Origin of the sequence: Terrabacter sp. MAHUQ-38 (assembly GCF_014518425.1) — a bacterium.
GTDB lineage: Bacteria > Actinomycetota > Actinomycetes > Actinomycetales > Dermatophilaceae > Terrabacter.
On the sequence record NZ_JACVCU010000003.1, the window covers coordinates 117,727 to 139,784 of the forward strand.

The window sequence follows — 22,058 nt, forward strand, 5'->3', positions numbered from 1 at the left end:
CCCGGGGCGGAACGCTTTGCGTCAGGGCGCGACCGCCTCCGCGAGCGCGGCGAGCGCCTGGGTGAAGCACTGCTCCGGCGGCGTGACGAGGCCGGCGCCGACCTGACCCGTCCCGGCGACGCGTCCGGCCATGCCGGTGTTGATCTGCGGCAGGATCCCGGTGCGTGCGACGGCGGCGACGTCGATGCCGGTCGGCGTCCCCCGGAACTCGAGAATCGGCACCTGGTAGGCGGTGTGCTCCCCCACCGTGATCTCGTACATCGTCTGGGTCGCCCGCAGCGCGAACGGCACGTCGCCGCCGACGAATCGGACGATCGCCGGCGCGGCCGCCATGGCGAAGCCGCCGATGCCCGCCGTCTCGGTGATCGCCGAGTCGCCGATGTCGGGGTTGGCGTCGTCGGGGCCGTAGGAGCCGAGGAAGAGACCCTCGGGCGTGTTGGCCGGACCCGTGAACCATGCGTCGCCGGTACCCGACACGCGGATGCCGAAGTCGGTGCCGTTGCGAGCCATCGTCGTCACCACCGACGAACCCGGGATGCCATGGGCTGCAAGGGTGCTCAGTTTGCAGGCCGGCATCCCGAGGTTGAGGAAGAAGTGCTCGTTGGCGCCCGAGAAGCGCACCGCCTCTGCGATGTCGGTCGACGACGCGTCGGCCGTGATCATCGTGGGCAGCAGCTCCCGGAGGAGCATGAGCGAGCCGGCCCGGTTGCGGTTGTGGCCCTCGTCGCCCATCTGGAGCATCTGGGCGATGATCGCCTTGACGTCGATGCCACCCTCGCGGTCGACGCGGGCGCGCACGGCCTGCTGGAGGATCGGGCCGAGCACGGTGTTCATCCAGCGCAACCGGTCGATGACCTCAGGCCCGTAGGCCCCGTAGCGCAGCACCTTGCCGAGGCCCTCGTTGAGCGAGCACCACGACGTGTTGTCGTGCACCTCGTCGCGCAGCTCGTAGAGCCACATCGACGGGCTGATGACGCCGGCCATCGGGCCCACGGCGTCGCGGTGGTGACAGGGGTCCAGGGTGATGCCGTCACCCTTGTGGAGCTTCGCCTCGGCCTCCTCGGCGGTGGCGGCGAGACCCTCGAAGAGCATCGCGCCGATGAGCGCCCCCCGGAGCGGCCCGGACGCCCGGTCGAACGCGATCGGTGGGCCGGCGTGCAGGAACGTGCCCCGCTCGAGACCGAGCGCCTCACTCGCGGGACGGACGTCGACGAGGTCGGCACCGGCTGCGACCATCCGCCGCAGCGCCTCGGCGTTCGCCGCGTCTCGACGTGGGTCGGCGAGCACCCGACCGAGGTTGCCTGCGGTGCCGGCGACGGGCGGCTGCCACGCCGCTTCGGTGACCGAGACCGCTTGCGCGCGAAGGGCGTCCGCGAACAGGGAGACACCGACCGCCGCGACCGTGATGTCACGGCCCAGCAGCCCGCCCAGCGGCTCGGCACCGTCCGCCGCGCGCTGCGCATCATCCGGAGCGTATGCCGTGTCGTGCATCGTGTGCTCGGCCTCCGGCACGTCGTGGCCGAGCAGCCGGACGGCGCGACGGGTCGCCTCGGCGTTCGACAGGAGCACCTCCGCCCCTGCCGCCACGAGCAGGTCGGCACTGCGAGCCGTTCCCTGCGGGTCAGCTTCCGTGGCCGTGAGCGACACGACGACCGGCAGGACGCGGCCTGCGGCGGCAGCCACTTCGCGGGCCGAACGGATCGCGTCGGCGAGCTCGGGCGCCGGGTCCGAGTGCGCGCCGTGGCCGAGCACGAGGTCGAGGAGCAGCACGCCGCACGTCGGGTCGCCGGCCTCGGTCGCGATCCGCTCGAGCCGCAGTGACGGGTCGATCATCGGGTGCGCGCGGCCCTGCGTCAGCGTGTCGTCGCCGAAGTCGATGACGACGTGGCCGGTGTCGCGCAGGTCCGGGCCGAGCGCCAGGTCGCGACGCAGTGGGATGTTCGAGCGGATGTCGCCGAGCACCGCACCGGCGACGAGCATGGCCTCGTCGGCGAGGGTGCCGCCGCAGAAGAGCCCACGCAGCGAGTCTCCTTGCCGCACAGCACTCCTGAAAGCCGAGTCGACGGAAGGTTCGCCGTCGGCGTCTGGACGCCAAGACGGCCATCGACTGGGCACGCTGTGGCCGCCGGCGAGGATCACGGCCTCGACCGCGGCGGTGAGGTCGGGCCGACCCGTCCCGAGCGTGGCCCAGTGGACCGGCTTGCCGAGCCCGGCGGCATACGCCCGGAGGTCGGAGAGCACCTCGGCGGCCGGGGGCTTGGACACGACGACGACGGACTCCGTCACGGGGTCGGCGGCCAGCGCCGCCAGGGCCTGCTTCGTCGAACGCGCGGCGACGGCCGAAGAGAGGTCGCGCCCGCCGACGCCGAGGCAGTGGCTTACGCCCACGCCCGCCGCGTCGAGCAGGCACATCACCTGCTGGGCACCGGTGCCTGAGGCTGCGACGATGCCGACGGGGCCCGGACGCACGACGTTGGCGAAGCCGAGCGCGACGCCACCGACGATGGCGGTGCCGCAGTCGGGCCCCATGACGAGCACCCCCGCATCGGCGGCGGCGTCCTTGAGCCGCACCTCGTCCTCGACCGGAACGTTGTCGGAGAACACCATGACGGAGACGCCGGCACGGATCGCGTCGAGGGCCTCCGTGACCGCGTGCTCGCCGGGCACCGAGACGAGGGCCAGGTCGGCGCCGGAGAGGCTGAGGGCCCCACCCAGCGTGCGCGGCGGCGGAGCCTCGCCCAGGCCGGCGGAAGCGCTTGCGGTGGAACGGTTCTGGGCCAGTGCCGCCTCGAGAGCCGACTGCCCCGCGGCGACGCCGCCGTCGTCGCCGCGGATGGCGATCACGAGGTCGTTGGGCGCGGCCGGCGGTACGTCGAAACCCATGCCGCGGATGACGTCGAGGTTGAGCTCGGTGGCCATCGCGACCTGGGCCGCCTCGACACCGGGCGCCGCCGCAACCGTGCGCGACACCTGCATCAGGGTCACGGAGTCGAGGTAGGCACCGCTTCTCAGCTCGACGTGGTCAGCCACGAGGGGCTCCTTCCTTGGCGGGGTCGAGGACGTCGTGGGCGTCGACGGCGCGAAGCGCCCCCGTGACACCGGACAACAGGTCGCGGCCGGACGTGTGCCCGATCGCGAGGACACGGGCGACCAGCTCGGCCATCCCGCCCGACGGGTCGACCGACAGGCTCGTCGGCCGGATGCCCGGATCATCCGGGCCTCCGGGGCCGTCGGTCCGGTTGGTTGACCCGGCCACGCAGCGGGTGACGAGGCGCACGACGTCGGGGACCGCGTACCCCTCGCCGGCGGCGGCGAGGAGCGCGGCGGACAGGCTGGTCGTCGCCGGGAGTGCGGCCCCCACGGCGGTTCGGACAGCCGACCGGGCGCGGCGCGCGCAGGGGGTGTCGACGGCGGCGAGCGTCAGCAGCACGCCGCACAGGGCGTCGTCGCCGCTCGGCGTGAGTCCGCGACCCGCGCCGATCAGCCCGCGTACCCCGCCCTCGACGGGACGGCCCGCGATCGCGGCCGACGTGAGGTCGCAGGCCAGGTCACCGAGGACCCCGGCCTCGGGCAGCCCGTCCGGGGAGCCGGCGCCACGTGTCGTCGGGCGCACCCGGGCAGGGCGCTGGAGCCGCGCGGCGACGACCTCGGCCCGCGGAAGGCGTACGCGCCCCTCCCCGACGACGACGAGCGCGCCGGGTTCGACACCCCACGACAGCTGGGCCGACCGCCTGGCGACGACGAGCCCGATGGGCAGGGCGACGGCGTCCGAGGCGAGCACCGCGAGCACCCGCTCGTGGGCGCCGAGGTCGAGGTAGAGGCACGTCGGGAACGCCGCCAGCACGCGGCAGCCCCGCGGCGCGCCCGCGACCTCCGCGGCGACGAGCGGCGACAGGGCCGCGGGCAGCAGCGTCAGGTCGAGCCCGTCGTCCATGCGCCCTCCGGCCGTGTGGAAGTTGCCCAGCGTGTCGTCTGCGGTCTGCCGACACAGACCGCTGCGGTGACGCTATCCACGCTGGGTATGGTGCGCTCATGGTGAAAGTTGCCAATGATCCGGGCGTCGTCGAGGGTGAGTTGCCAGCGGTGAGCCGCCCCGGCGCCGCCGAGCCGGACGTGTCCGGCATCTCCCTGCGCCTCATCGCGGGCCTCGCCGCGACCGCCCACGGGGGCGTCCACGCGAGCCCCCACCGCCTCGACGTCAGTGTCGACAGCACGACGCCGCTGCGGGCCGCGCTCCGCGACGCCGGCGCCGCGGTCCCGCTGACGCACCGGCTCGTCCTCGCCGACGCCGCCGCACTGGCAGAGGTCGGCGGCCCGGTCGGGGAGGTCGTCACGGACCTCGACCGGGCGGGCGCCGCGGGGCTCGTCGTCTCCGGTCTCGCCGACGACGCCGCGGAGGACGCCCGGCGGGCCGCCGACGCCACCGGACTACCGCTCATCGACGTGCCGCTCGACCACATCGCGACGTTCACGACCGAGGTGCTGAGCGCGATCCTCGAGCACCAGACGGCGATCCTGCGCCGTCTCGAGGACGCTGACCGCGCCCTCGTGCAGATCGTCCTCGCGGGCGGCTCGCTCGACGAGCTGTGCGAGCAGGTCGTCGGCTTCCTCGACGGCGCGGCCATGGTCACGACCACCGACGGCCGGGTCATCGCCCGAGCCGGGTCCGCGCGCGAGCTCGAGCACGCCGAGCTGCTCGGGTGCTTCGACCGCACGGGCCGGCTGCTGACCGAGGCCGAGCCGATGGGTCCGCGCCCCGACGGGCCCACGGCCAATCGCGCCGCCGTCCGGATCGTCGCCGGGCACCTCGACCACGGGGTTCTCATCGCGTTCTGCAGCCACCGGCGGCTCACCGTCGACGACGTGCGCCTGCTGGAGCGCGCCGCGACGGTCGCCGCCCTCGCCATCACGAAGGACCAGGCGGTCTCGGCGGTCGAGAGCAAGTACCGCGCCGAGTTCCTCCGCGACGCCCTCGCCGGACGCGCGGGCTCCCCCGTCGACGCCGTCGCCCACGCGAGCTCCCTCGGCTGGGACATCGACCGGCCGATGGTCGTCGTCGTGGCCGAGACCGACGAGGACGACGACCGCACCACCCGTGACGCGGAGGAGGTGCGCTTCCTCCAGCAGCGGTTCGCACGGGCCTGGACGCACGCCGTGGCCGTCCGCGACTCCCGGTCTCCGGTGATGGGGTTCAGCCGCGAGGTGGTCGCGCTCATCGGCGTGCCGGCCGACGCCGACACCGACCACGTCATGCGCATCGTCGGCGAGTACGTCCGCGTCGTCCGGGGCGACGGCGGCGGTGGTCGACGCAGCTTCTCCGCCGGGGTCTCGCGGCCGATCACGTCCGTCGCCGCGTTGCCCCAGGCATACGACGAGGCGCTGTCGGCCGTCACGGTCGGCCGGCAGATGAACGGCGACGGAGCCCTGACCCACGTCGACGGGCTCGGCATCTACCGCCTGCTCGCGCTGATCCCCGACGGGGTCGACCTGCGCCGGTTCGTCCACGAGTCACTGCGCGAGCTCGCCACCGACGACTCACCGGAGTACGCCGGCCTGCGCGAGACCCTCGGGGTCCTGCTCGACACGAACCTCAACGTCGCCGAGACCGCGCGCCTGCTCTTCTTCCACTACAACACCCTGCGCTACCGCATCGGCAAGCTCGAGAAGATCCTGGGGCCCTTCACAACGGACCCCGACCTGCGCCTCACCCTCGCCCTCGCCCTCAAGATCCACCGGATGCGCGGCATCTGAGGCCCGCGCCAGACTCGCCCCGGCTGTGTTGGCGTGCTCCAGACGCTCGATCCGGCCGCGCCGGTCCCGCCGCGGCTGAGTTGGCGCGGCTCGGTCGGGCCGGCCGCGGGTTGCGAGGCGGCGACACGGCATACGTCATGACATGCCAGAGGGCAGCCCTCGGCGTGTATCAACGTTTGACGAACGCAATCCCCAGCGGTGGGAGTAGTTTTCGCCCATCCCGGAGTGGGATGTGAACCACATCCAGATGTGGCAACCATAGGAGTCGGAATGGCTTTGGGCTGGAAACTGCACGGGGACGGCAAGACCATGGGCCCCGACGACGTCGTCGCCCCCGACGAACGACTGTCCTGGGGCAAGACGATCGGCCTGGGGGCCCAGCACGTCGTGGCGATGTTCGGGGCCACGTTCGTCTTCCCCCTGATCATGGGCCTCAACCCGCAGCTCGCGATCATGATGAGCGGCATCGCCACGATCTGCTTCCTGCTGATCGTGAACGGCAAGGTGCCCAGCTACCTCGGCACGTCGGCAAGCTTCGTCGGAGCCGTGGCGGCGATCCGCGCCCAGGGCGGCACCTCCCAGGAGGTCACCGGAGCCATCCTCGTCGCCGGTCTCGTGCTCGCGCTGGTGGGTGTCGCGATCCACTTCCTCGGTTCGTCCGTGCTGCACAAGGTGCTGCCGCCGGTCGTCACGGGCGCGGTCGTCATGCTCATCGGGTTCAACCTCGCGCCGGTCGTCGCGAACATCTACTGGCCGCAGGACCAGTGGGTGGCGCTGCTCGTCATGGCCTTCACGATCGTCTGCGCGGTGGCCTTCAAGGGCTTCGTCTCGCGCATCGCGGTCTTCCTGGCGCTGATCTTCGGCTACGTCATCTCGTGGCTCTTCGACAAGACGTTCGGCCAGATCACGTCGTTCGACGCCGGCGCCGGCAAGATCACGACGCACTTCAGGACGAACTTCGACAACATCGCCAGCCAACCGTGGTTCGGACTGCCGCCCTCGACCGGCACGCCCGGCCCCGACGGCAAGGCCATGGTCGGCATCCACGCCCCGTCGTTCTCCATCGCCGCGATCCTGCTCGTGCTGCCTGCCGTGATCGCCCTCATCGCCGAGAACACCGGGCACGTCAAGGCCGTCGCCGAGATGACCAAGGCCGACCTCGACCCGTACATGGGTCGCGCCATCGCCGCCGACGGCGTCGGCACCGCGCTCGCGTCCTCGGTCGGCGGCTCGCCGACGACGACGTACGCCGAGAACATCGGGGTCATGGCGGCCACCCGCGTCTACTCGACGGCCGCCTACTTCGTCGCCGCGGCCGTCGCGATCGTCTTCGGTCTGTCGCCGAAGTTCGGGGCGCTGGTCGCCTCGGTCCCCGGCGGCGTGCTGGGCGGCATCACGGTGGTGCTGTACGGCATGATCGGCCTGCTCGGCGCCAAGATCTGGAAGGAGAACGGGGTCGACTTCGGCAACCCGATCAACCTCGTCCCGGTCGCGGCGGGCATCGTCATCGGCATCGGCAACGTCTCGCTCGTGTTCACCTCCGACTTCTCCCTCGCAGGCATCGCGCTCGGCACCATCGTCGCCGTCGTCGCGTACCACGTCGCCCGGGCGATCGCACCGGCCGACCTGCGGGAACGCTCCGACGCGGCCACGGGCACGATGAGCTCGCTCGGCGAACGCGAGGGGGCCTACGGCGATGCCGACGGCGTCGACGACCTGTACCAGGACAAGCCGGGCGGCCCGGACCGGCGCCGGCGCTGAGGCGTTCGCACTGAGGCGTCCGCACTGAGGCGTTCGCACCACCAGGCGGGACGGCATACCCGTGGGCCCTCGATGTCACATCGGGGGCCCACGGCCGTTCAGGGCAGAAGTTGCCAAAAGCCCGTGGTCAGCCATGCACAACCATCACTAGTGCCACGCCGGATCGGAAGGCAGGATCAGTTCGGTGAAGCCCGCACCCTTCGTGCACCACGCACCCGTCAGCGTCGAGGAGGCCGTCTCGGTCCTCGGCGAGGTCGGCCATGACGGCAAGGTCCTCGCGGGCGGCCAGAGCCTCATCCCGATCCTCAACATGCGCCTCGCCTCCCCCGGCCACCTCGTCGACATCAACCGGGTGACCGGGCTCGACTCCGTCGAGGTGACACCCGAGGCCGTACGCGTCGGGGCCCTCGTGCGCCACGCCGGTCTCGAGCGCTCCGCGGAGGCGTATGCCGCCCTCCCCCTCCTGCGCCAGGCGCTCGTCAACGTCGCCCACCCGGCCATCCGCAACCGCGGCACGACGGTCGGCTCCATCGCCCACGCCGACGCGGCCGGTGAGATGCCCGCGATCCTGGCCTTGACCGACGGAGTCGTCGAAGTGGCAGGTCCGTCCGGGTCGCGCGAGGTCGCGTGGTCCGACTTCTTCCTCGGCGCCCTCGAGACGTCGCTCGCGGCCGAGGAGCTCGCCGTCGCGGTGCGCTTCGGCCGCTTCCCGGCCGGCACCGGCACGGCCTTCACCGAAGCAGCCAGACGTCACGGCGACTACGCGATGGCCGGTGTCGGCGTGGCGGTGACCGTCACCGACGGCGTCGTCTCGGGCGCTCTCGCCTCCTTCGTCTCCGTCACCGACGTGCCCTCGGTCCTCGACCTCGGGCCGGCTCTCGACGGGGCCGAGCCGGGCTCGGGCGAGTGGGACGCTGCGCTCGACACCGTCGCCGAGGCGGTGCGCGGGCACGTCGAGCCCGAGGGCGACATCCACGCGAGCGCCGACTACCGCCGGATGCTCGTCACCGAACTGACCCGCAGGGCCCTCCCCCGAGCCGCCGACCGCGCAGGAGCAGACACATGACGGACGCGACGACGGGCGCCGAGACGCTCCACGACGTCACCGTCACGGTCAACGGCGTACGCCGTTCGGCCGCCGTCCCGGCGCGGCGCCTCCTGTCCGACTTCCTGCGCCACGACCTCGAGCTGACCGGCACCCACGTCGGCTGCGAGCACGGCGTGTGCGGCGCCTGCACGGTCCTCGTCGACGGGGCGCCGATGCGCTCCTGCCTCATGTTCGCGGTGACGGCCCAGGACCACGAGGTCACGACGGTCGAAGGCCTCTGCTCCGCGCCCGACGCCCGCGTCGCCCCGACCGGCGAGTCGATGAACCCCGTCCAGCAGGCCTTCGCCGAGTGCCACGGGCTCCAGTGCGGCTTCTGCACGCCGGGCTTCCTGACGACAGTCACGGCCTACCTCGAGGAGAACCCGTCGCCGACGAGCGAGCAGGCGCGAGAAGCAATCTCGGGCAACTTGTGCCGCTGCACCGGCTACCAGAACATCGTGAAGAGTGTGCTGCGCGCGGCCGACATCAGGACCGAGCGCGCGGCCGAGGAGCTGTCATGACGACACAGCTGTTCGGCGCACCGATCAGACGCAAGGAGGACCCGCGCCTCGTCACGGGCGGCGGCCGCTACCTCGACGACCTCGGTCACGATGCGCTCGCGGCGGCGTTCGTGCGCAGCCCGCACGCGCATGCCCGCATCGTCGACGTCGACGCGTCGGACGCGGTCGACGTCGAGGGTGTCGTCGGCATCTACGTCCACGACGACCTCCCGGGCCGGGTGGGCGAGCCGCTGCCCCTGCTCATCCCGCACCCGACGCTGACGCACGGCCGCACCGGCTACGCCCTCGCGCGCGACGAGGTCAACCACGTCGGCGAGCCGGTAGTCATGGTCGTGGCCACCGACCGCTACGTCGCCGAGGACGCGTGCCAGCGCATCCGGGTCAGCTACGAACCGCTGCCCGTCGTCGTCGGCATCGAGGCGGCCCGCGACGGCGACCTCCTCGTCCACGACGACGTGCCGGGCAACGTCGCCGCGCACATGCTCCAGGAGGTCGGCGACGTCGCCGCCGCGATGGCGGCGGCGCCCCGCACGCTGACGCTCGAGCTCGACATCGAGCGCAGCGCGTGCACGCCGATGGAGGGCAAGGGCGTGTACGCGCGCTGGGACCACGAGCGCGGCGAGCTGCGGATGTACTCCTCGACGCAGACCTCGACGGGCGTGCGCGCGGCCGTCGCCGCGAAGCTCGACCTGCCCCTCGCGAAGGTGGAGTGCATCGCGCCCGACGTGGGCGGCGGCTTCGGCGTCAAGATCATGCACCCGTGGCCCGAAGAGGTGCTCGTCCCGTGGGCGGCACGCCTGCTCGACCGCCCGGTCAAGTGGGTCGAGGACCGACGTGAGCACTTCATCGGTTCGGCGCACGAGCGCGGCCAGCTCCAGACGGTCACGGTCGGCTTCGACGACGAGGGGCGCGTGCTCGCCCTCGACGTGAAGTTCTGGCACGACAACGGCGCCTACACGCCGTACGGGATCATCGTCCCGATCATCACCTCGACCCAGCTGCTCGGGCCGTACAAGCCCGGCGCGTACCGCTGTGAGTTCTGGTCGCTCTACACCAACACCGTCCTCGTCACGCCCTATCGGGGTGCGGGACGTCCGCAGGGCTGCTTCGCGATGGAGCGCACCATGGACGCCATCGCCGACGAGCTCGGCCTCGACCGCACCGAGGTGCGCTCGCGCAACTTCATCCTCCCGAGCGAGATGCCCTACGACCACGGCCTGCTCTTCCAGGACGGGCGCCCGCTCAAGTACGACTCCGGCGACTTCCCGGCGAGCCTCGCCAAGCTCAAGGACCTCGTCGGCTGGGACGACTTCGCGGACTACAGGGCGCGGGCGGAGGCCGCGGGTCGCAAGGTCGGCCTCGGGATCGGTTGCTACGTAGAGGGAACCGGTGTCGGCCCCTACGAGGGTGGCCACATCCAGATCGAGACGAGCGGCCGCGTCAACGTCGCCACCGGCCTGACGTCGCAGGGCCAGGGCCACGAGACCGTGTTCGCGCAGATCGTCGCCGAGGAGCTCGGTGTTCGCATGGAGGACGTCCACGTCACCACCGGCGACACGCGCAGGATGCCGTATGCCGTCGGCACCTTTGCGTCCCGCGCCGCGGTCATGAGTGGCAGCGCCATCGCGCTCGCCGCGCGGAACGTCCGCGCGAAGGCGCTGCGCATCGCGGCTGACGCCCTCGAGGTGTCGCCCGACGACCTCGAGATCGTCGAGGGCACGGTGCGCGTCAAGGGTGCTCCCGCGACGTCGATGAGCCTCGGCACGGTCTCGGTGCTGTCCAACCCGCTGCGCTACGCGTTCGACGACGCCGCCAAGGCCGCAACGCAGTTCGCCGGCACGTTCGACCCCGACAAGCCGCCCGTGGCCGACGACGAGGAGCCGGGTCTCGAGGGCAGGGACTTCTACTCGCCCACCCAGGCGACCTTCGCCAACGGCATGCATGCGGCGGTCGTCGAGACCGACCCGGTCACGGCCGAGATCCGGATCCTGCGCTACTGCGTCATCCACGACTGCGGCACGATGATCAACCCGATGATCGTCGAGGGCCAGGTGCACGGCGGCGTCGCCCAGGGGGTCGGCGGCGCGCTCTACGAGCGGATGGCGTATGACGAGTCGGGACAGCTGCTCAACGCGTCGTTCATGGACTTCCTGATGCCGTATGCCTCCGAGGTGCCGACGATCGAGACCGACCACCTCGAGACCCCGTCACCGCTGAACCCCTTGGGCATCAAGGGTGCCGGCGAGGCCGGCTGCATCCCGGTGTCGGCCGTGATCGCGTCGGCGATCGAGGACGCCGAGGGATTCCCGATCACCCGGATGCCGATCTCGCCGAACGACCTGTGGGAGCTGCGCCGACGCCACGCCGCCGGCGAGGTCCCGTCGCTGCACCGCCTCTCAAGCACCTCATCGAAGGAGCCGACCGCATGAAGATCACCGGATCCGCCACCCTGGCGGCAGACCCGCAGCAGATCTGGGACGCCTTCCACGACCCGGCCGTGCTCGCCCGGTGCCTGCCCGGCTGCGAGCGGCTCACCGAGCTCGGCCCGGACCACTACGCGATGACCGTCACCGCCGGCGTCGCGGCGATCAAGGGCACCTACGACGGCGAGGTGTCACTGCGCGACCCGCAGCACCCCGACTCGTTCACGATGAAGGCATCCGGCGCCGGGGCGCCCGGCACCGTCGATGCCGACGTCGTGGTGCGTCTCGCACCGTCGTCCACCGGCGGTACCGACCTCACCTACGACGCCGACGCGTCGGTCGGCGGGGTCATCGGCGGCGTCGGCCAGCGCATGCTCGCCGGCGTCACGAAGAAGATGGCCGGCCAGTTCTTCTCGGCCGTCGACGCCGACATCGCGGGCGCGCGCCCTGCAGCCCCTGCCGCGAGCGTGCGGGCGGGTGTCCCCTCGGCTGCAGCACCCGGCATACCTGCTGAGGCTCGCACGGTGGAGCCCGGCGGCGCGGGCACCGTGTATGCCGGCCGGTCGGCATCCGCCGAAGGGTCCCGCGGGCGAGACTTCGCCCTCGGGGTCGTCACCGGTGGCGTGGTCGCGCTCGTGGGCGTGGCCGTCGGCTGGGCGATCGGGAGGCGTTGACATGCGTGCGTTCACCGCGGCCGCGGTCCAGGTGGCCCCACTCCCCGAGAAGCTGTCGCCCGAGACGATCCGCGCCAACGTCGAGGCCTGCGTCGACTGGACCCGGCGCTGCGTCGAGACGACGGGCGCCGAGCTCGTGGTGCTGCCCGAGACGGCGACGACGGGCTTCACCCCGGGATGCTCGAAGGAGGAGCTGTGGGACCTCGTCACCGAGCTGCCCGGGTCCATGGTGGAGCCTATCCAGTCGGTCGCGCGCGAGCTCGGCGTGCACGTGTGCATCGGCACGTACGAGCGCGGCCCCGAGCGCGGTGTCGTCTACAACTCGTCGGTGCTCGTGGGCCCGTCGGGCGAGGTGCTCGGCGTCTATCGCAAGACCCACCCGTTCTGCTCGGAGATCGTGACCGGTGGCGGCTGGGTGACACCAGGCGACACCGTCACGGTGTGCGACACGGAGCTCGGGCGCATCGGCATGATCATCTGCTTCGACGGCGACTATCCCGAGCTGTCGCGAATCCAGGCCGTGCAGGGCGCCGAGGTCATCTGCCGGCCCTCGGCGCTGCTGCGGTCCGCCGACATCTGGGACCTGACGTCGCGGGCTCGCGCCTACGACAACCATGTCTACGTCATCGGCGCCAACGCGGTCGGCGCCGACCCGGCCGGCGTGCTGTACTTCGGCAACTCCCACATCGTCACGCCGATCGGGCACGTGGTCGCCAAGGCGGCCACGCACCCGGGGTGGGTCACGGCGCGGCTCGACCCGGCCGATGCCCTCGCGTCGCTGACGCCGGGCTCCAACATCGGGCAGTCGTTCGACCACCTGCGCGACCGCAACCTCGACCTCATCCGCAACCACCGCGAGGACCTCGAGCGGCCGGCACAGTCGTCGTTCCCCCACGCCCCGATCCACCGCGGCGAGGCCGGCTGAGCTTCGTCAGGGCACGAACTGCACCACCTCGAACAGTGTGCCGGGAGGGGCTCCTCTACCGATGGGCGCCGGGAACCCGAGGTCGAACTTGGCGTTGACGACGGCATACCTGTCCCCCGACTTCGCGATGGTCGTGGGGACGTGGAACGCGGGGTCCGTGACGACCTGGGTCACGGCCCCGGAGCTCCGGTCCGCAGACAGCGTCACGCGCGAGACTCGGTTCGCGAAGTTCTCGACGACCCACAGGTCGCGACCCGCGAGGAGGATGCCGTCGGGCGTCCCCGGCGCGAGAGACCCGGAGGTCAGCGTGATCTGCTCGCTGGCGCCGGTGCTCGGGTCGATCGTGTAGAGGGCTCCGCGCTCCGTGTGGTTCACGATCAGGGTGCGCCCGTCGGGTGTCGCGTCGATGCCGTTCATGCCGAAGCCACCCGGAGCCGGGGCGGGCACGGTCACCGGAAGGGCGGCTGGGGCGCCGAGTGAGCCGTCGGCGTGGATCGGCACCCGGTAGAGCCGCGAGGCGAAGGAATCCGTGAACCAGGCCGCGTCCCGGGTGACGACGACGTCGTTGACCATCGAGGTGCCAGGCGTGCCGAGGGAGAACTGAGCCACGTCGTCGCCGGTCGCGAGGTCGTAGACGTAGGCCGTGCTGAGGAACCCGCCGGCGACGAACAGCAGACCGTGGCGCACATCGGCCTTGAGGCCGCCGGCCTGGCGCCCGTCGACGTCGACGAACCTCTCGCCGGAGCCGTCGAGCAGGTCGCCGCGGTAGATGTCACCGTCGACGAGCGACCCGGCGTAGAAGGTGTGCGCGACGACGTCGATCCCCTCCGGAGCGAAGTCGGCGGGCAGGTCGATGACGTGCGGATGGACCGCGGCGGCACCTGACAGCGCGACGACGATGAGAGGGGTGGCAAGGAAGGCGAGCGCGCGACGGGCGCGGTTGCGCGGCCGGGAATGACGTGGGCTCATGCGGGGGACTCCTTTCACGGCTGAGTACGCGCGCGAGCCACCGGAACCCCCGCGGGCCCGACATCATGTGCTCTCGTCTCCAGGCCCGTCCCCCGGGCGGCGTGCCCCGCACGCCACTGTCCACGGTAGACCTGCCCGGCGGCGGATGGAGGCGGAACCGCCCGACGGGCCCGGCGGGCGCCTGCTGGCGAGCCTTGACCCGGGGAGCAGCATCCGTTGGCAGGTTGTGCCAACGAATCATCACCGGCAGCCCCGCTTGAATCGGTGCAGAACAGCCCGACCCCACCGTCCAGGAGCGCGTATGCCTGCCACCAGTCCCAGCACGAGTGCCCGGCGCATCCGGATCGGCATCGACACCGGCGGCACGTTCACCGACGTCGTCGCCCTCGACGAGGACTCGGGCGAGCTCGCCACGACGAAGACTCCCTCGACGCCGAGCAACCCGGCCGACGGCTTCCTCGCCGGCGTCCGCAAGGTCCTCGACCTCATGGGTGCCAGCGGCGACGACATCACAGCCGTCTCCCACGGCACGACCGTGGCCACCAACAAGCTCCTCGAGGGCAAGGTCGAGGCGCTCGGCTTCATCACGACGGAGGGCTACGAGTTCATCCTCGAGATCGCGCGCCAGGCCGTGCCAGACGGCTACGGCAACTCCTACTTCTGGGTGAAGCCCCCGCGCCTCGTCGCCGCCGACCACGTGCTCACGGTCGGTGGCCGGCTGGACTTCGAGGGCAACGAGATCCGCCCGTTCGACGAGGCCGGGGCCGTCGCCGCGGCCCGGTGGTTCCGCGCCCGCGGCATCACGACCATCGGCGTCTGCTTCCTGCACTCCTATGCCGACGACAGCCACGAGCTCGCCATGCGCGAGGTGCTCCGCCGCGAGCACCCCGAGGCGATCGTCTCGATCAGCTCCGAGGTGCTCCGCGAGTACCGCGAGTACGAGCGGTCCATGACGACGCTCGTCGACGCCGCGGTCAAGCCCAACGTCTCGCGCTACGTCGCCAACATCCACCAGCGTCTGGACGAGTTCGTGGGCAGCAGCGAGCAGCTGCCCTTCTACATCATGAAGTCCAACGGCGGCGTGCTCTCGGCCGACGAGGTCGTGCACCAGCCGATCACGACGGTGCTGTCCGGGCCGGCGGCAGGCGCGCTCGGCGCCGGGCTCATCGCGAGCCGCGCCGGCTTCGACAAGGTGCTCACGTGCGACGGGGGCGGCACGTCCACCGACGTGTCGGTCGTCCTCGCGGGTGAGCCGACACTGACGACCGAGGGCACCGTCGGCGCGTACCCGAGCAAGATCCCGATGATCGACGTCGTGACGGTCGGGGCCGGTGGCGGCTCGATCGCCTGGGTCTCGCCGGAGGGCTCGCTCAAGGTCGGCCCGCAGTCGGCCGGCGCCGACCCCGGCCCGCTCTGCTACGCCAAGGGCGGCACCGAGCCGACCATCACCGACGCCCACGTCACGCTCGGCCGCATCCCCCCGCACCTGCTCGGCGGCGAGATCCCGCTCGACGTCGCCGCTGCGCGCTCGGGCATCATTGCCCTCGCCGGCCGGCTTGGGCTCGACGTCGAGCGGTGCGCCACCGGCATCCTCGAGATCTCGGCGTGGAACCAGGCCAACGCCCTGCGCCAGGTCTCCGTCAAGCGCGGTCTCGACGTGCGTGACTTCATGCTGACCACCTTCGGTGGCTCCGGCTCGCTGCTCGCCTGCCGACTCGTCGACATCCTCGGCCTCGCCGGCGTCGTCGTGCCGCAGAACCCCGGCAACGTGTCCGCCTTCGGCCTGCTCACCGTGGACGTCAAGAACGACTACGTGCAGACGTCCGTGGCGCGGCACCACTCACTGGACCACGCCGCTGTGCAGAAGACGTTCGACGAGCTCACCGACCGAGCCGGCAAAGCCCTTGACGCAGAAGGCTTCCCCCGCGAGGCTCACCGCTACTCCCGCACCGTCGACCTGCGCTACTTCGGCCAGGCGTACGAGGTCCGGGTAGCGGCCGCGGACGGTGAGGTCGACGAGGCCTATGCCGCCGACGTCGCCTCACGCTTCCACGACGAGCACCGTGCGCTGTACGGCTACGACTTCCGGTCCGACCCGACGCAGCAGGTCGAGTGGGTCAACCTGCGCGTCACGGGTGTCGGCCCCATCACCCGCCCCGAGCTGCGCGAGCTAGCGCCGGCCGACGGCACGTCCGACGTGCGCGAGCGCGCGCACCACAGCAACCGTCCCGTGTGCTTCGACGCCGACGCGGGGTATGTCGACACCGGCGTCTGGTGGCGACCCGACCTACTCGCCGGTGACACGATCCACGGACCGGCGATCGTCGAGGAGTTCGGCTCCACGGTCCCGGTGCACCCCGGCTTCGTGGTGCGCGTCGACGCCTTCGGCAACCTCGTCATGACCAAGGAGGCCTGACATGTGCTTCTCCTGCCAGACCGCGCACACCCGGCTCGCCCCCGTCGGCGCCGCCACCGGCTCCCAGGCCGCGACCGACCAGGGCACCGAAGGCCACCGCGGCGAGCGGGCCGTGAACCCCGCGGGGCTGCCCACGGCGTACGAGCACGGCAACCGGCTGACGTCGGAGGGCACGATCGTCGACCCGATCCTCGTCGAGATCGTCGAGGGCACTCTCGCGAGTGTCGAGATGGAGGTCGAGACGGCCATCGCCCGCACCTCGCGGTCGCCGATGATCCGCGACGCGCACGACTTCCGGGCCGGCATCCACGACCGGCAGCTGCGCAAGCTGACAGGGCGCTCCTACAGCGCCCTGGTGCACCCGATCGTCCGCGACTTCCCCCTCGCCGAGATGAGCGAGGGCGACGTCTTCTTCCACAACGACGTCTACGAGTCCGAGGGCGGCATCGGCCACCTGCCCGACCTCTGCGTCACCGTGCCGGTCTTCTCCGGCGGTGAGGTCGTCGCCTTCGTCCAGGCGTTCGGCCACCATGACGACATCGGCGGCGCCGTGCCCGGCTCGATGCCGAGCAACGCTCGCACCGTGTTCGAGGAGGGCCTATCGGTCCCTCCGATCAAGCTGTGGGACAAGGGAGTTCCCAACCAGGCCGCCCTGCGGATCATGACGCGCAACAGCCGGATGCCCGACAGCCTCGCCGCCGACCTCGACTCCGAGTGCTCGGCCTGCCTCATGGGTGCGCGCCGGCTCTCGGAGCTCTTCGAGCGCTACGGCCGCGACATGATCGAGGCAGCCTTCGACGCGATCCTCGACCGGACGACGGAGACGTACCGGCGCGAGATCCTCAGCAAGATCCCCGACGGTACGTACGTGTGGGAGGACTACGCCGAGCACGACGGCGTCGACGAGCCGAAGCTGCACACGCAGCGGATCACCCTGACGAAGCAGTCGACCGGTGGGCCCGGACGTTCTGACCAGTACCCCGACGGCGGTCCCAAGCTCGTCATCGACTTCACCGGCACGGCGCCGCAGGCCAAGGGCCCGATCAACCACTGCGGCGACTACGTCGGCGGCAACTTCCTCAAGAAGTGGCTCGCCCCGATCCTGCGCAACCTGGCCGACACCCCGGAGCGGATGGCCGAGCTCGACGTCAACGAGGGCATCGTGCCCCTCATCGAGATGAGGTTCCCCGAGAAGGGCACGCTCCTGACGCCGATCTACCCGGCACCGACGAACGCCCGCACGTTCGTCATCCTGCGCCTCCTCGGGGTGCTCGCCGGGGTCGTCGCCAAGGCGGTCGACGGCAGGATGCCCGCCGACCAGGAGACGATCCGCTACACCGGCGTCTACGGCAAGGACCGCGACGGCAACGACTACCTCATGAGGGAGGTCCTCGGTGGCGGGTCCGGCGGGCGTTACTACGCCGACGGGGAGGACACGATCCACGTCGTGCCCGACAGCCGCAACCTGCCCACCGAGTTCACCGAGAGCCGCTTCCCGTTCATCGTCGAGCGCCTCGGGCTGGCCGTCGACTCCGGCGGTGCGGGTCGTCACCGCGGCGGCCTCGGCTACGAGAAGCACATCCGGATGCTCAAGGACGCCCACTTCATGTCCATCGCCGACCGGTCGATCCTCGCGTGCTGGGGCGTCAAGGGCGGCAAGGCGGGTCGTCCGTTCGAGGTCACCGTCGACGTCGGTGGTCCCGACGAGCGCACGGTCGACGCCCTGGCGGACGCCGAGGTCGTCAGGGCAGGTCAGGTCATCCGCATCCGCACGACCGGCGGCGGCGGGTGGGGCGACCCCCTCGACCGCCCCTACGACGAGGTGGAGCGCGACCTGCGGTGGGGCAAGGTCTCCTTCGAGGGCGCCCGCGCCGACTACGGCGTCGTCGCGTCCGGCCCCAAGGACGAACCGGTCCTCGACACCGCGGCCTCGGACGCACTGCGCGAGCAGCTGCGCGCCGAGCGCGCCGACGCACAGCCCTTCTTCGACCGTGGGCCCGGCTACGCGACGCTCGCCGCGGGCCGGTCGGCGGCAGATGTCGACTGGGTCTGAACCCTCATGAGGACCGTTCTCGTGATCGGCGCCGCCGGCAAGACCGGCCGTGCCGTCACGCGCGCACTCACCGCGGCGGGCGTCGACGTGCGCGCTGCGGTGCGCTCGCCCGACAGCAGCCCCAGGGCGTATGCCGCTGGGGCCCGGTCGATCTCGGTTGTTGACCTCGAGTCCGGCGCCGGTCTCGAGGAGGCCGTGGACGGCGTCGACGCGGTCTACCACCTTGCCCCGAACGTCCACCCGGACGAGGTGGGCATCGCGGAGCGTGTCGGCACGGCGGTCGCCGACGCGGGTGTGCAGCGCTTCGCGTTCCACTCGGTGCTCCACCCCGACGACGCGTCGATGCCACACCATCTCCGCAAGGCGGAGGCCGAGCACGTCGTCCGCTCCCTGCTGCCCGGTGCGACGGTGCTGCGCCCGGCGGCATACCACCAGAACCTCCTCGACGCCGCACGCTCGGGACGCGTGGCCGTCCCGTACTCCCTCGACGCGCCGTTCACGAACGTCGACCTCGACGACGTCGCCGAGGCGGCGGCGTCGGTCCTGACCCGCCCGGGGCACGAGGGCCTGACCCTCGACCTCGCCGGGCCCGAGGTGCTCACCGTGCGCGACCAGGCGGTCATCGCAGGCGAGGTGCTCGGTGTCCCGGTCTCCGCCGAGCGGATACAGACGGAGTCCTGGGTCGCGGGCCCCGGCGCGGCCCTCTCGGCACAGGCGCGCAGCGACCTGCTCGCGATGTTCGCCGCCTACGACCACCACGGACTGGTCGGCGATGCAACGACCCTCAGACGACTGCTCGGCCGCTCGCCACGGACATGGTCCGACGTGCTCCGGGCGACGAGCGAATAGCCGGGCGGCACTCGAGCCGGGGGTCGCGTTCAGGGACGGTCGATGTCGCGTTCCTCGATCGTCTGACGCACCGTGCTCGTCGGGCTCGTCGCGCCGTGCGGGTGCTCCTCGCGTGTGATGACGCGCCGGCGCTGGTTGCCCTTGCGTCCCTGCCAGATGAGCAGGCCTCCGGCGATCATGAGGATGATGCCGACGGTAGGCAGGCTGACCACGGACGTGTTGGCCCGCACGGCAAAGGTCAGGATGGCCCCAACGACGGCGAGCAGGACTCCGACACCCACGTGCCCCACCTCTCTCGGCTCGGTCCCCCGACGAACGAACTGCGCCCTTGTCATTATCTCCCCGTACCCGCCGACCGGACACGAGTCACGAGGTCTCGGTTCCCCGCGGGACGGCATACATCTGCCAATGTGCCGGTCCGCGTTGGGCAGGAGGTGACAACGCGCCCGCTCCGCAGCTCTCCCTAGGCTCACGCCATGACGACCGAGGACGCGCCGTGAGGGTGCTCGTGGCGCTGGGCGGCAACGCCATGACGGGCCCCGACGGCAGCGCGACGCCGCAGGCCCAGCGCGCCGCCATCACGGTAGCGAGCGGTCACCTCGCCGACCTCGCCGCCGCCGGCCACGAGGTCGTCGTCACTCACGGCAACGGTCCGCAGGTCGGCAACCTCCTCGTCAAGAACGAGCTCGCCGCGCACGTCGTGCCCCCGGTCCCGCTCGACTGGTGTGGGGCGCAGACGCAGGGCACGATCGGCTTCACGCTGCTCGACACCCTCGAGGTCGCCCTCACCGAGCGCGGTGCAGAGCGCCCCGTCGCCGCCCTCATCACGCGCACGCTCGTCTCCGCCGACGACCCGGGCTTCGCCCACCCGACGAAGCCGATCGGGCGCTACCTCCCGCGCGAGCAGGCCCAGGCCCTCATCGACCACGGCGAACGCTGGGAGGACCGTGGCGAGAAGGGCTGGCGCCGTGTCGTCGCCTCCCCCGAGCCGGTCGAGGTCCTCGAGACCCGCACGCTCCTCATACTCCTCGCCGCCGGATACGTCGTCGTCGCTGCCGGCGGCGGGGGGATCCCCGTCGTGCGCGGCCACGACGGCGGCGTCCACGGCGTCGAGGCCGTCATCGACAAGGACCTCACGGCGGCACTGCTCGCCGGCGCCCTCGACGCCGACGTGCTCGTCATCGCGACCGACGTCGCCCACGCCGTCGCCGGGTGGGGCACCCCCGACGCCCACGAGATCGGCAGGGTCACCCTCGGCGAGATGGAGGCTTACGCCGCCGACCGCCACTTCGCGTCGGGCTCGATGGGCCCCAAGGTCGAGGCCGCGATGCGGTTCGTCCGCTCCGGAGGCCGCCGCTCCATCATCACGTCGCTCGACCAGCTGGCCACCGCCGTTGACGGTCAGGTCGGGACCGTCATCGAAAACCCTGAAAGAGAAAGGTGATTCACGTGCCCGAAGCCATTGAGGTGCGCAAGGTCCCCATCCACTCGGTCGCCGACGCGTCGGAGCTGGCGAAGCTCATCGACGACGGCGTCATGGAGGCGAGCCGGGTCATCGCCATCATCGGCAAGACCGAGGGCAACGGCGGCGTCAACGACTACACGCGCATCATCGCCGACCGCGCCTTCCGCGAGGTCCTCGTCGAGAAGGGCGCCCCGGCCGAGCAGGTCAAGCAGGTCCCGATCGTCTGGTCCGGCGGGACCGACGGTGTCATCAGCCCGCACGCGACGATCTTCGCGACGGTGCCGGCGGACAAGGCCGAGCCCTCTGAGGATCTGCGCCTGACGGTCGGCTTCGCGATGAGCGAGCCGATCAAGCCCGAGGAGATCGGCTACGTCGCGATGGTGCAGAAGGTCGCCGACGCCGTGAAGGTCGCCATGGAGCGGGCCGGCATCACCGATCCCGCCGACGTGCACTACGTCCAGACCAAGACGCCGCTGTTGACCATCCACACCATCCGCGACGCCAAGTCGCGCGGGCAGGAGGTCTGGACCGAGCACACGCACGAGTCGATGGACCTCTCGAACGGCACGACCGGTCTCGGCATCGCGGTGGCCCTCGGTGAGATCGAGATGCCGACCGACGCCGACGTCATGCACAATCGGTCGCTGTACTCGTCCGTCGCCTCGTGCAGCTCCGGCGTCGAGCTCGACCAGGCGCAGGTCGTCGTCGTCGGCAACGCCCGCGGGGTCGGCGGCCGCTACCGCATCGGCCACTCGGTCATGCAGGACGCGCTCGATGCCGACGGCATCTGGGAGGCGATCAAGGACGCCGGCCTCGAGCTGCCCGAGCGCGCCCATCCGAGCGACATCCAGGGCCGGCTCGTCAACGTCTTCCTCAAGTGCGAGGTCAGCCAGGACGGCCAGGTGCACGGCCGCCGCAACGCGATGCTCGACGACTCGGACGTGCACTGGCACCGCCAGATCAAGTCGTGCGTCGGCGGCGTCACGGCCTCGGTCACGGGTGACCCGGCGGTGTTCGTGTCGGTGTCGGCTGCGCACCAGGGGCCCGACGGTGGGGGGCCGGTCGCCGCGATCGTCGACCTGGGCAAGGGCGAGCCCACGGGCTACCGCTGGACCCGCTGACCGGCGTCGAGGGGCGGCGGGAGTCGCCGTCCCACCCCGTCGA

Annotated in this window: 16 protein-coding genes; 12 read left to right on the top strand and 4 right to left on the bottom strand. The window is 71.6% G+C overall.

The features are described from left to right. Nucleotides 1–21 precede the first annotated feature (21 nt). Both H9I49_RS11715 and H9I49_RS11720 read right to left on the bottom strand, forming a co-directional pair. Complete coding sequence (locus H9I49_RS11715; RefSeq protein ID WP_188030567.1) at nucleotides 22–3,030, bottom strand: DUF1116 domain-containing protein; 3,009 nt, start codon at nucleotides 3,028–3,030, stop codon at nucleotides 22–24. Beyond that, a complete protein-coding gene (locus H9I49_RS11720; protein ID WP_188030568.1) occupies nucleotides 3,023–3,934 on the bottom strand; it encodes a DUF2877 domain-containing protein in 912 nt (303 codons plus the stop codon). The genes H9I49_RS11715 and H9I49_RS11720 overlap by 8 nt, the downstream gene beginning before the upstream one ends. A gap of 98 nt (nucleotides 3,935–4,032) precedes the next feature. On the opposite strand from H9I49_RS11720, the gene H9I49_RS11725 reads away from it, so the two are divergent. The 7 genes from H9I49_RS11725 to H9I49_RS11755 all read left to right on the top strand — a co-directional run bounded on the left by H9I49_RS11725 (nucleotide 4,033) and on the right by H9I49_RS11755 (nucleotide 13,142). Next, nucleotides 4,033–5,751: a helix-turn-helix domain-containing protein gene (locus tag H9I49_RS11725; RefSeq protein WP_255523916.1), complete on the top strand. Its 1,719-nt coding sequence runs from the start codon at nucleotides 4,033–4,035 to the stop codon at nucleotides 5,749–5,751. A gap of 270 nt (nucleotides 5,752–6,021) precedes the next feature. Further along, nucleotides 6,022–7,512 (top strand): uracil-xanthine permease family protein, encoded by a 1,491-nt coding sequence (locus H9I49_RS11730; RefSeq protein WP_188030569.1) that lies wholly within the window; start codon nucleotides 6,022–6,024, stop codon nucleotides 7,510–7,512. 184 nt (nucleotides 7,513–7,696) lie between these two features. Further along, a complete protein-coding gene (locus H9I49_RS11735) occupies nucleotides 7,697–8,578 on the top strand; it encodes an FAD binding domain-containing protein (protein WP_188030570.1) in 882 nt (293 codons plus the stop codon). Then, complete coding sequence (locus H9I49_RS11740) at nucleotides 8,575–9,120, top strand: (2Fe-2S)-binding protein (protein WP_188030571.1); 546 nt, start codon at nucleotides 8,575–8,577, stop codon at nucleotides 9,118–9,120. The genes H9I49_RS11735 and H9I49_RS11740 overlap by 4 nt, the downstream gene beginning before the upstream one ends. Further along, complete coding sequence (cutA, locus tag H9I49_RS11745; RefSeq protein WP_188030572.1) at nucleotides 9,117–11,549, top strand: aerobic carbon-monoxide dehydrogenase large subunit; 2,433 nt, start codon at nucleotides 9,117–9,119, stop codon at nucleotides 11,547–11,549. The genes H9I49_RS11740 and cutA overlap by 4 nt, the downstream gene beginning before the upstream one ends. Beyond that, nucleotides 11,546–12,217 carry a carbon monoxide dehydrogenase subunit G gene (locus H9I49_RS11750; protein WP_188030573.1) on the top strand — a complete coding sequence of 224 codons (672 nt, stop codon included), beginning with the start codon at nucleotides 11,546–11,548 and terminating at the stop codon, nucleotides 12,215–12,217. Before cutA ends, H9I49_RS11750 begins: the two co-directional genes overlap by 4 nt. A gap of 1 nt (nucleotide 12,218) precedes the next feature. After that, nucleotides 12,219–13,142, top strand: coding sequence for a carbon-nitrogen hydrolase family protein (locus H9I49_RS11755; protein WP_188030574.1), 924 nt, complete (start codon nucleotides 12,219–12,221; stop codon nucleotides 13,140–13,142). 6 nt (nucleotides 13,143–13,148) lie between these two features. Here H9I49_RS11755 and H9I49_RS11760 read toward each other — a convergent pair whose 3' ends face one another. Beyond that, complete coding sequence (locus tag H9I49_RS11760; RefSeq protein ID WP_188030575.1) at nucleotides 13,149–14,111, bottom strand: SMP-30/gluconolactonase/LRE family protein; 963 nt, start codon at nucleotides 14,109–14,111, stop codon at nucleotides 13,149–13,151. Between the two features lie 301 nt (nucleotides 14,112–14,412). On the opposite strand from H9I49_RS11760, the gene H9I49_RS11765 reads away from it, so the two are divergent. From H9I49_RS11765 to H9I49_RS11775, 3 genes are read left to right on the top strand one after another with little or no spacing between them, the layout of a single operon-like run. After that, nucleotides 14,413–16,527 carry a hydantoinase/oxoprolinase family protein gene (locus tag H9I49_RS11765; RefSeq protein ID WP_188030576.1) on the top strand — a complete coding sequence of 705 codons (2,115 nt, stop codon included), beginning with the start codon at nucleotides 14,413–14,415 and terminating at the stop codon, nucleotides 16,525–16,527. A 1-nt stretch (nucleotide 16,528) separates the two neighbouring features. Next, nucleotides 16,529–18,580, top strand: a complete 2,052-nt coding sequence (locus H9I49_RS11770) for a hydantoinase B/oxoprolinase family protein (RefSeq protein WP_223128644.1) — start codon at nucleotides 16,529–16,531, stop codon at nucleotides 18,578–18,580. Nucleotides 18,581–18,586: 6 nt separating this feature from the next. Next, the gene (locus H9I49_RS11775) at nucleotides 18,587–19,429 is read left to right on the top strand and encodes an SDR family oxidoreductase (RefSeq protein ID WP_188030577.1); all 843 of its coding nucleotides are present in this window, start codon (nucleotides 18,587–18,589) and stop codon (nucleotides 19,427–19,429) included. Nucleotides 19,430–19,458: 29 nt separating this feature from the next. Here the strand turns inward: H9I49_RS11775 and H9I49_RS11780 are convergent, their stop codons facing one another. Then, on the bottom strand, nucleotides 19,459–19,710 hold the full coding sequence (locus tag H9I49_RS11780; RefSeq protein ID WP_188030578.1) for a hypothetical protein: 252 nt from the start codon (nucleotides 19,708–19,710) through the stop codon (nucleotides 19,459–19,461). Between the two features lie 215 nt (nucleotides 19,711–19,925). Here H9I49_RS11780 and H9I49_RS11785 point away from each other — a divergent pair, with 215 nt between their 5' ends. Further along, nucleotides 19,926–20,873 carry a carbamate kinase gene (locus tag H9I49_RS11785; protein ID WP_188030579.1) on the top strand — a complete coding sequence of 316 codons (948 nt, stop codon included), beginning with the start codon at nucleotides 19,926–19,928 and terminating at the stop codon, nucleotides 20,871–20,873. A gap of 5 nt (nucleotides 20,874–20,878) precedes the next feature. Continuing rightward, entirely contained in the window at nucleotides 20,879–22,015 is a 1,137-nt protein-coding gene (locus H9I49_RS11790) for a ring-opening amidohydrolase (RefSeq protein ID WP_188030580.1), read from the top strand. Nucleotides 22,016–22,058: the final 43 nt, after the last annotated feature.

Coding starts and splice junctions, on each gene's coding strand:
- H9I49_RS11720 (WP_188030568.1), bottom strand. CDS start 3,934: ATGGACGACGGGCTCGACCTGACGCTGCTGCCCGCGGCCCTGTCGCCG.
- H9I49_RS11725 (WP_255523916.1), top strand. CDS start 4,033: ATGGTGAAAGTTGCCAATGATCCGGGCGTCGTCGAGGGTGAGTTGCCA.
- H9I49_RS11730 (WP_188030569.1), top strand. CDS start 6,022: ATGGCTTTGGGCTGGAAACTGCACGGGGACGGCAAGACCATGGGCCCC.
- H9I49_RS11740 (WP_188030571.1), top strand. CDS start 8,575: ATGACGGACGCGACGACGGGCGCCGAGACGCTCCACGACGTCACCGTC.
- cutA (WP_188030572.1), top strand. CDS start 9,117: ATGACGACACAGCTGTTCGGCGCACCGATCAGACGCAAGGAGGACCCG.
- H9I49_RS11750 (WP_188030573.1), top strand. CDS start 11,546: ATGAAGATCACCGGATCCGCCACCCTGGCGGCAGACCCGCAGCAGATC.
- H9I49_RS11755 (WP_188030574.1), top strand. CDS start 12,219: ATGCGTGCGTTCACCGCGGCCGCGGTCCAGGTGGCCCCACTCCCCGAG.
- H9I49_RS11760 (WP_188030575.1), bottom strand. CDS start 14,111: ATGAGCCCACGTCATTCCCGGCCGCGCAACCGCGCCCGTCGCGCGCTC.
- H9I49_RS11765 (WP_188030576.1), top strand. CDS start 14,413: ATGCCTGCCACCAGTCCCAGCACGAGTGCCCGGCGCATCCGGATCGGC.
- H9I49_RS11770 (WP_223128644.1), top strand. CDS start 16,529: ATGTGCTTCTCCTGCCAGACCGCGCACACCCGGCTCGCCCCCGTCGGC.
- H9I49_RS11775 (WP_188030577.1), top strand. CDS start 18,587: ATGAGGACCGTTCTCGTGATCGGCGCCGCCGGCAAGACCGGCCGTGCC.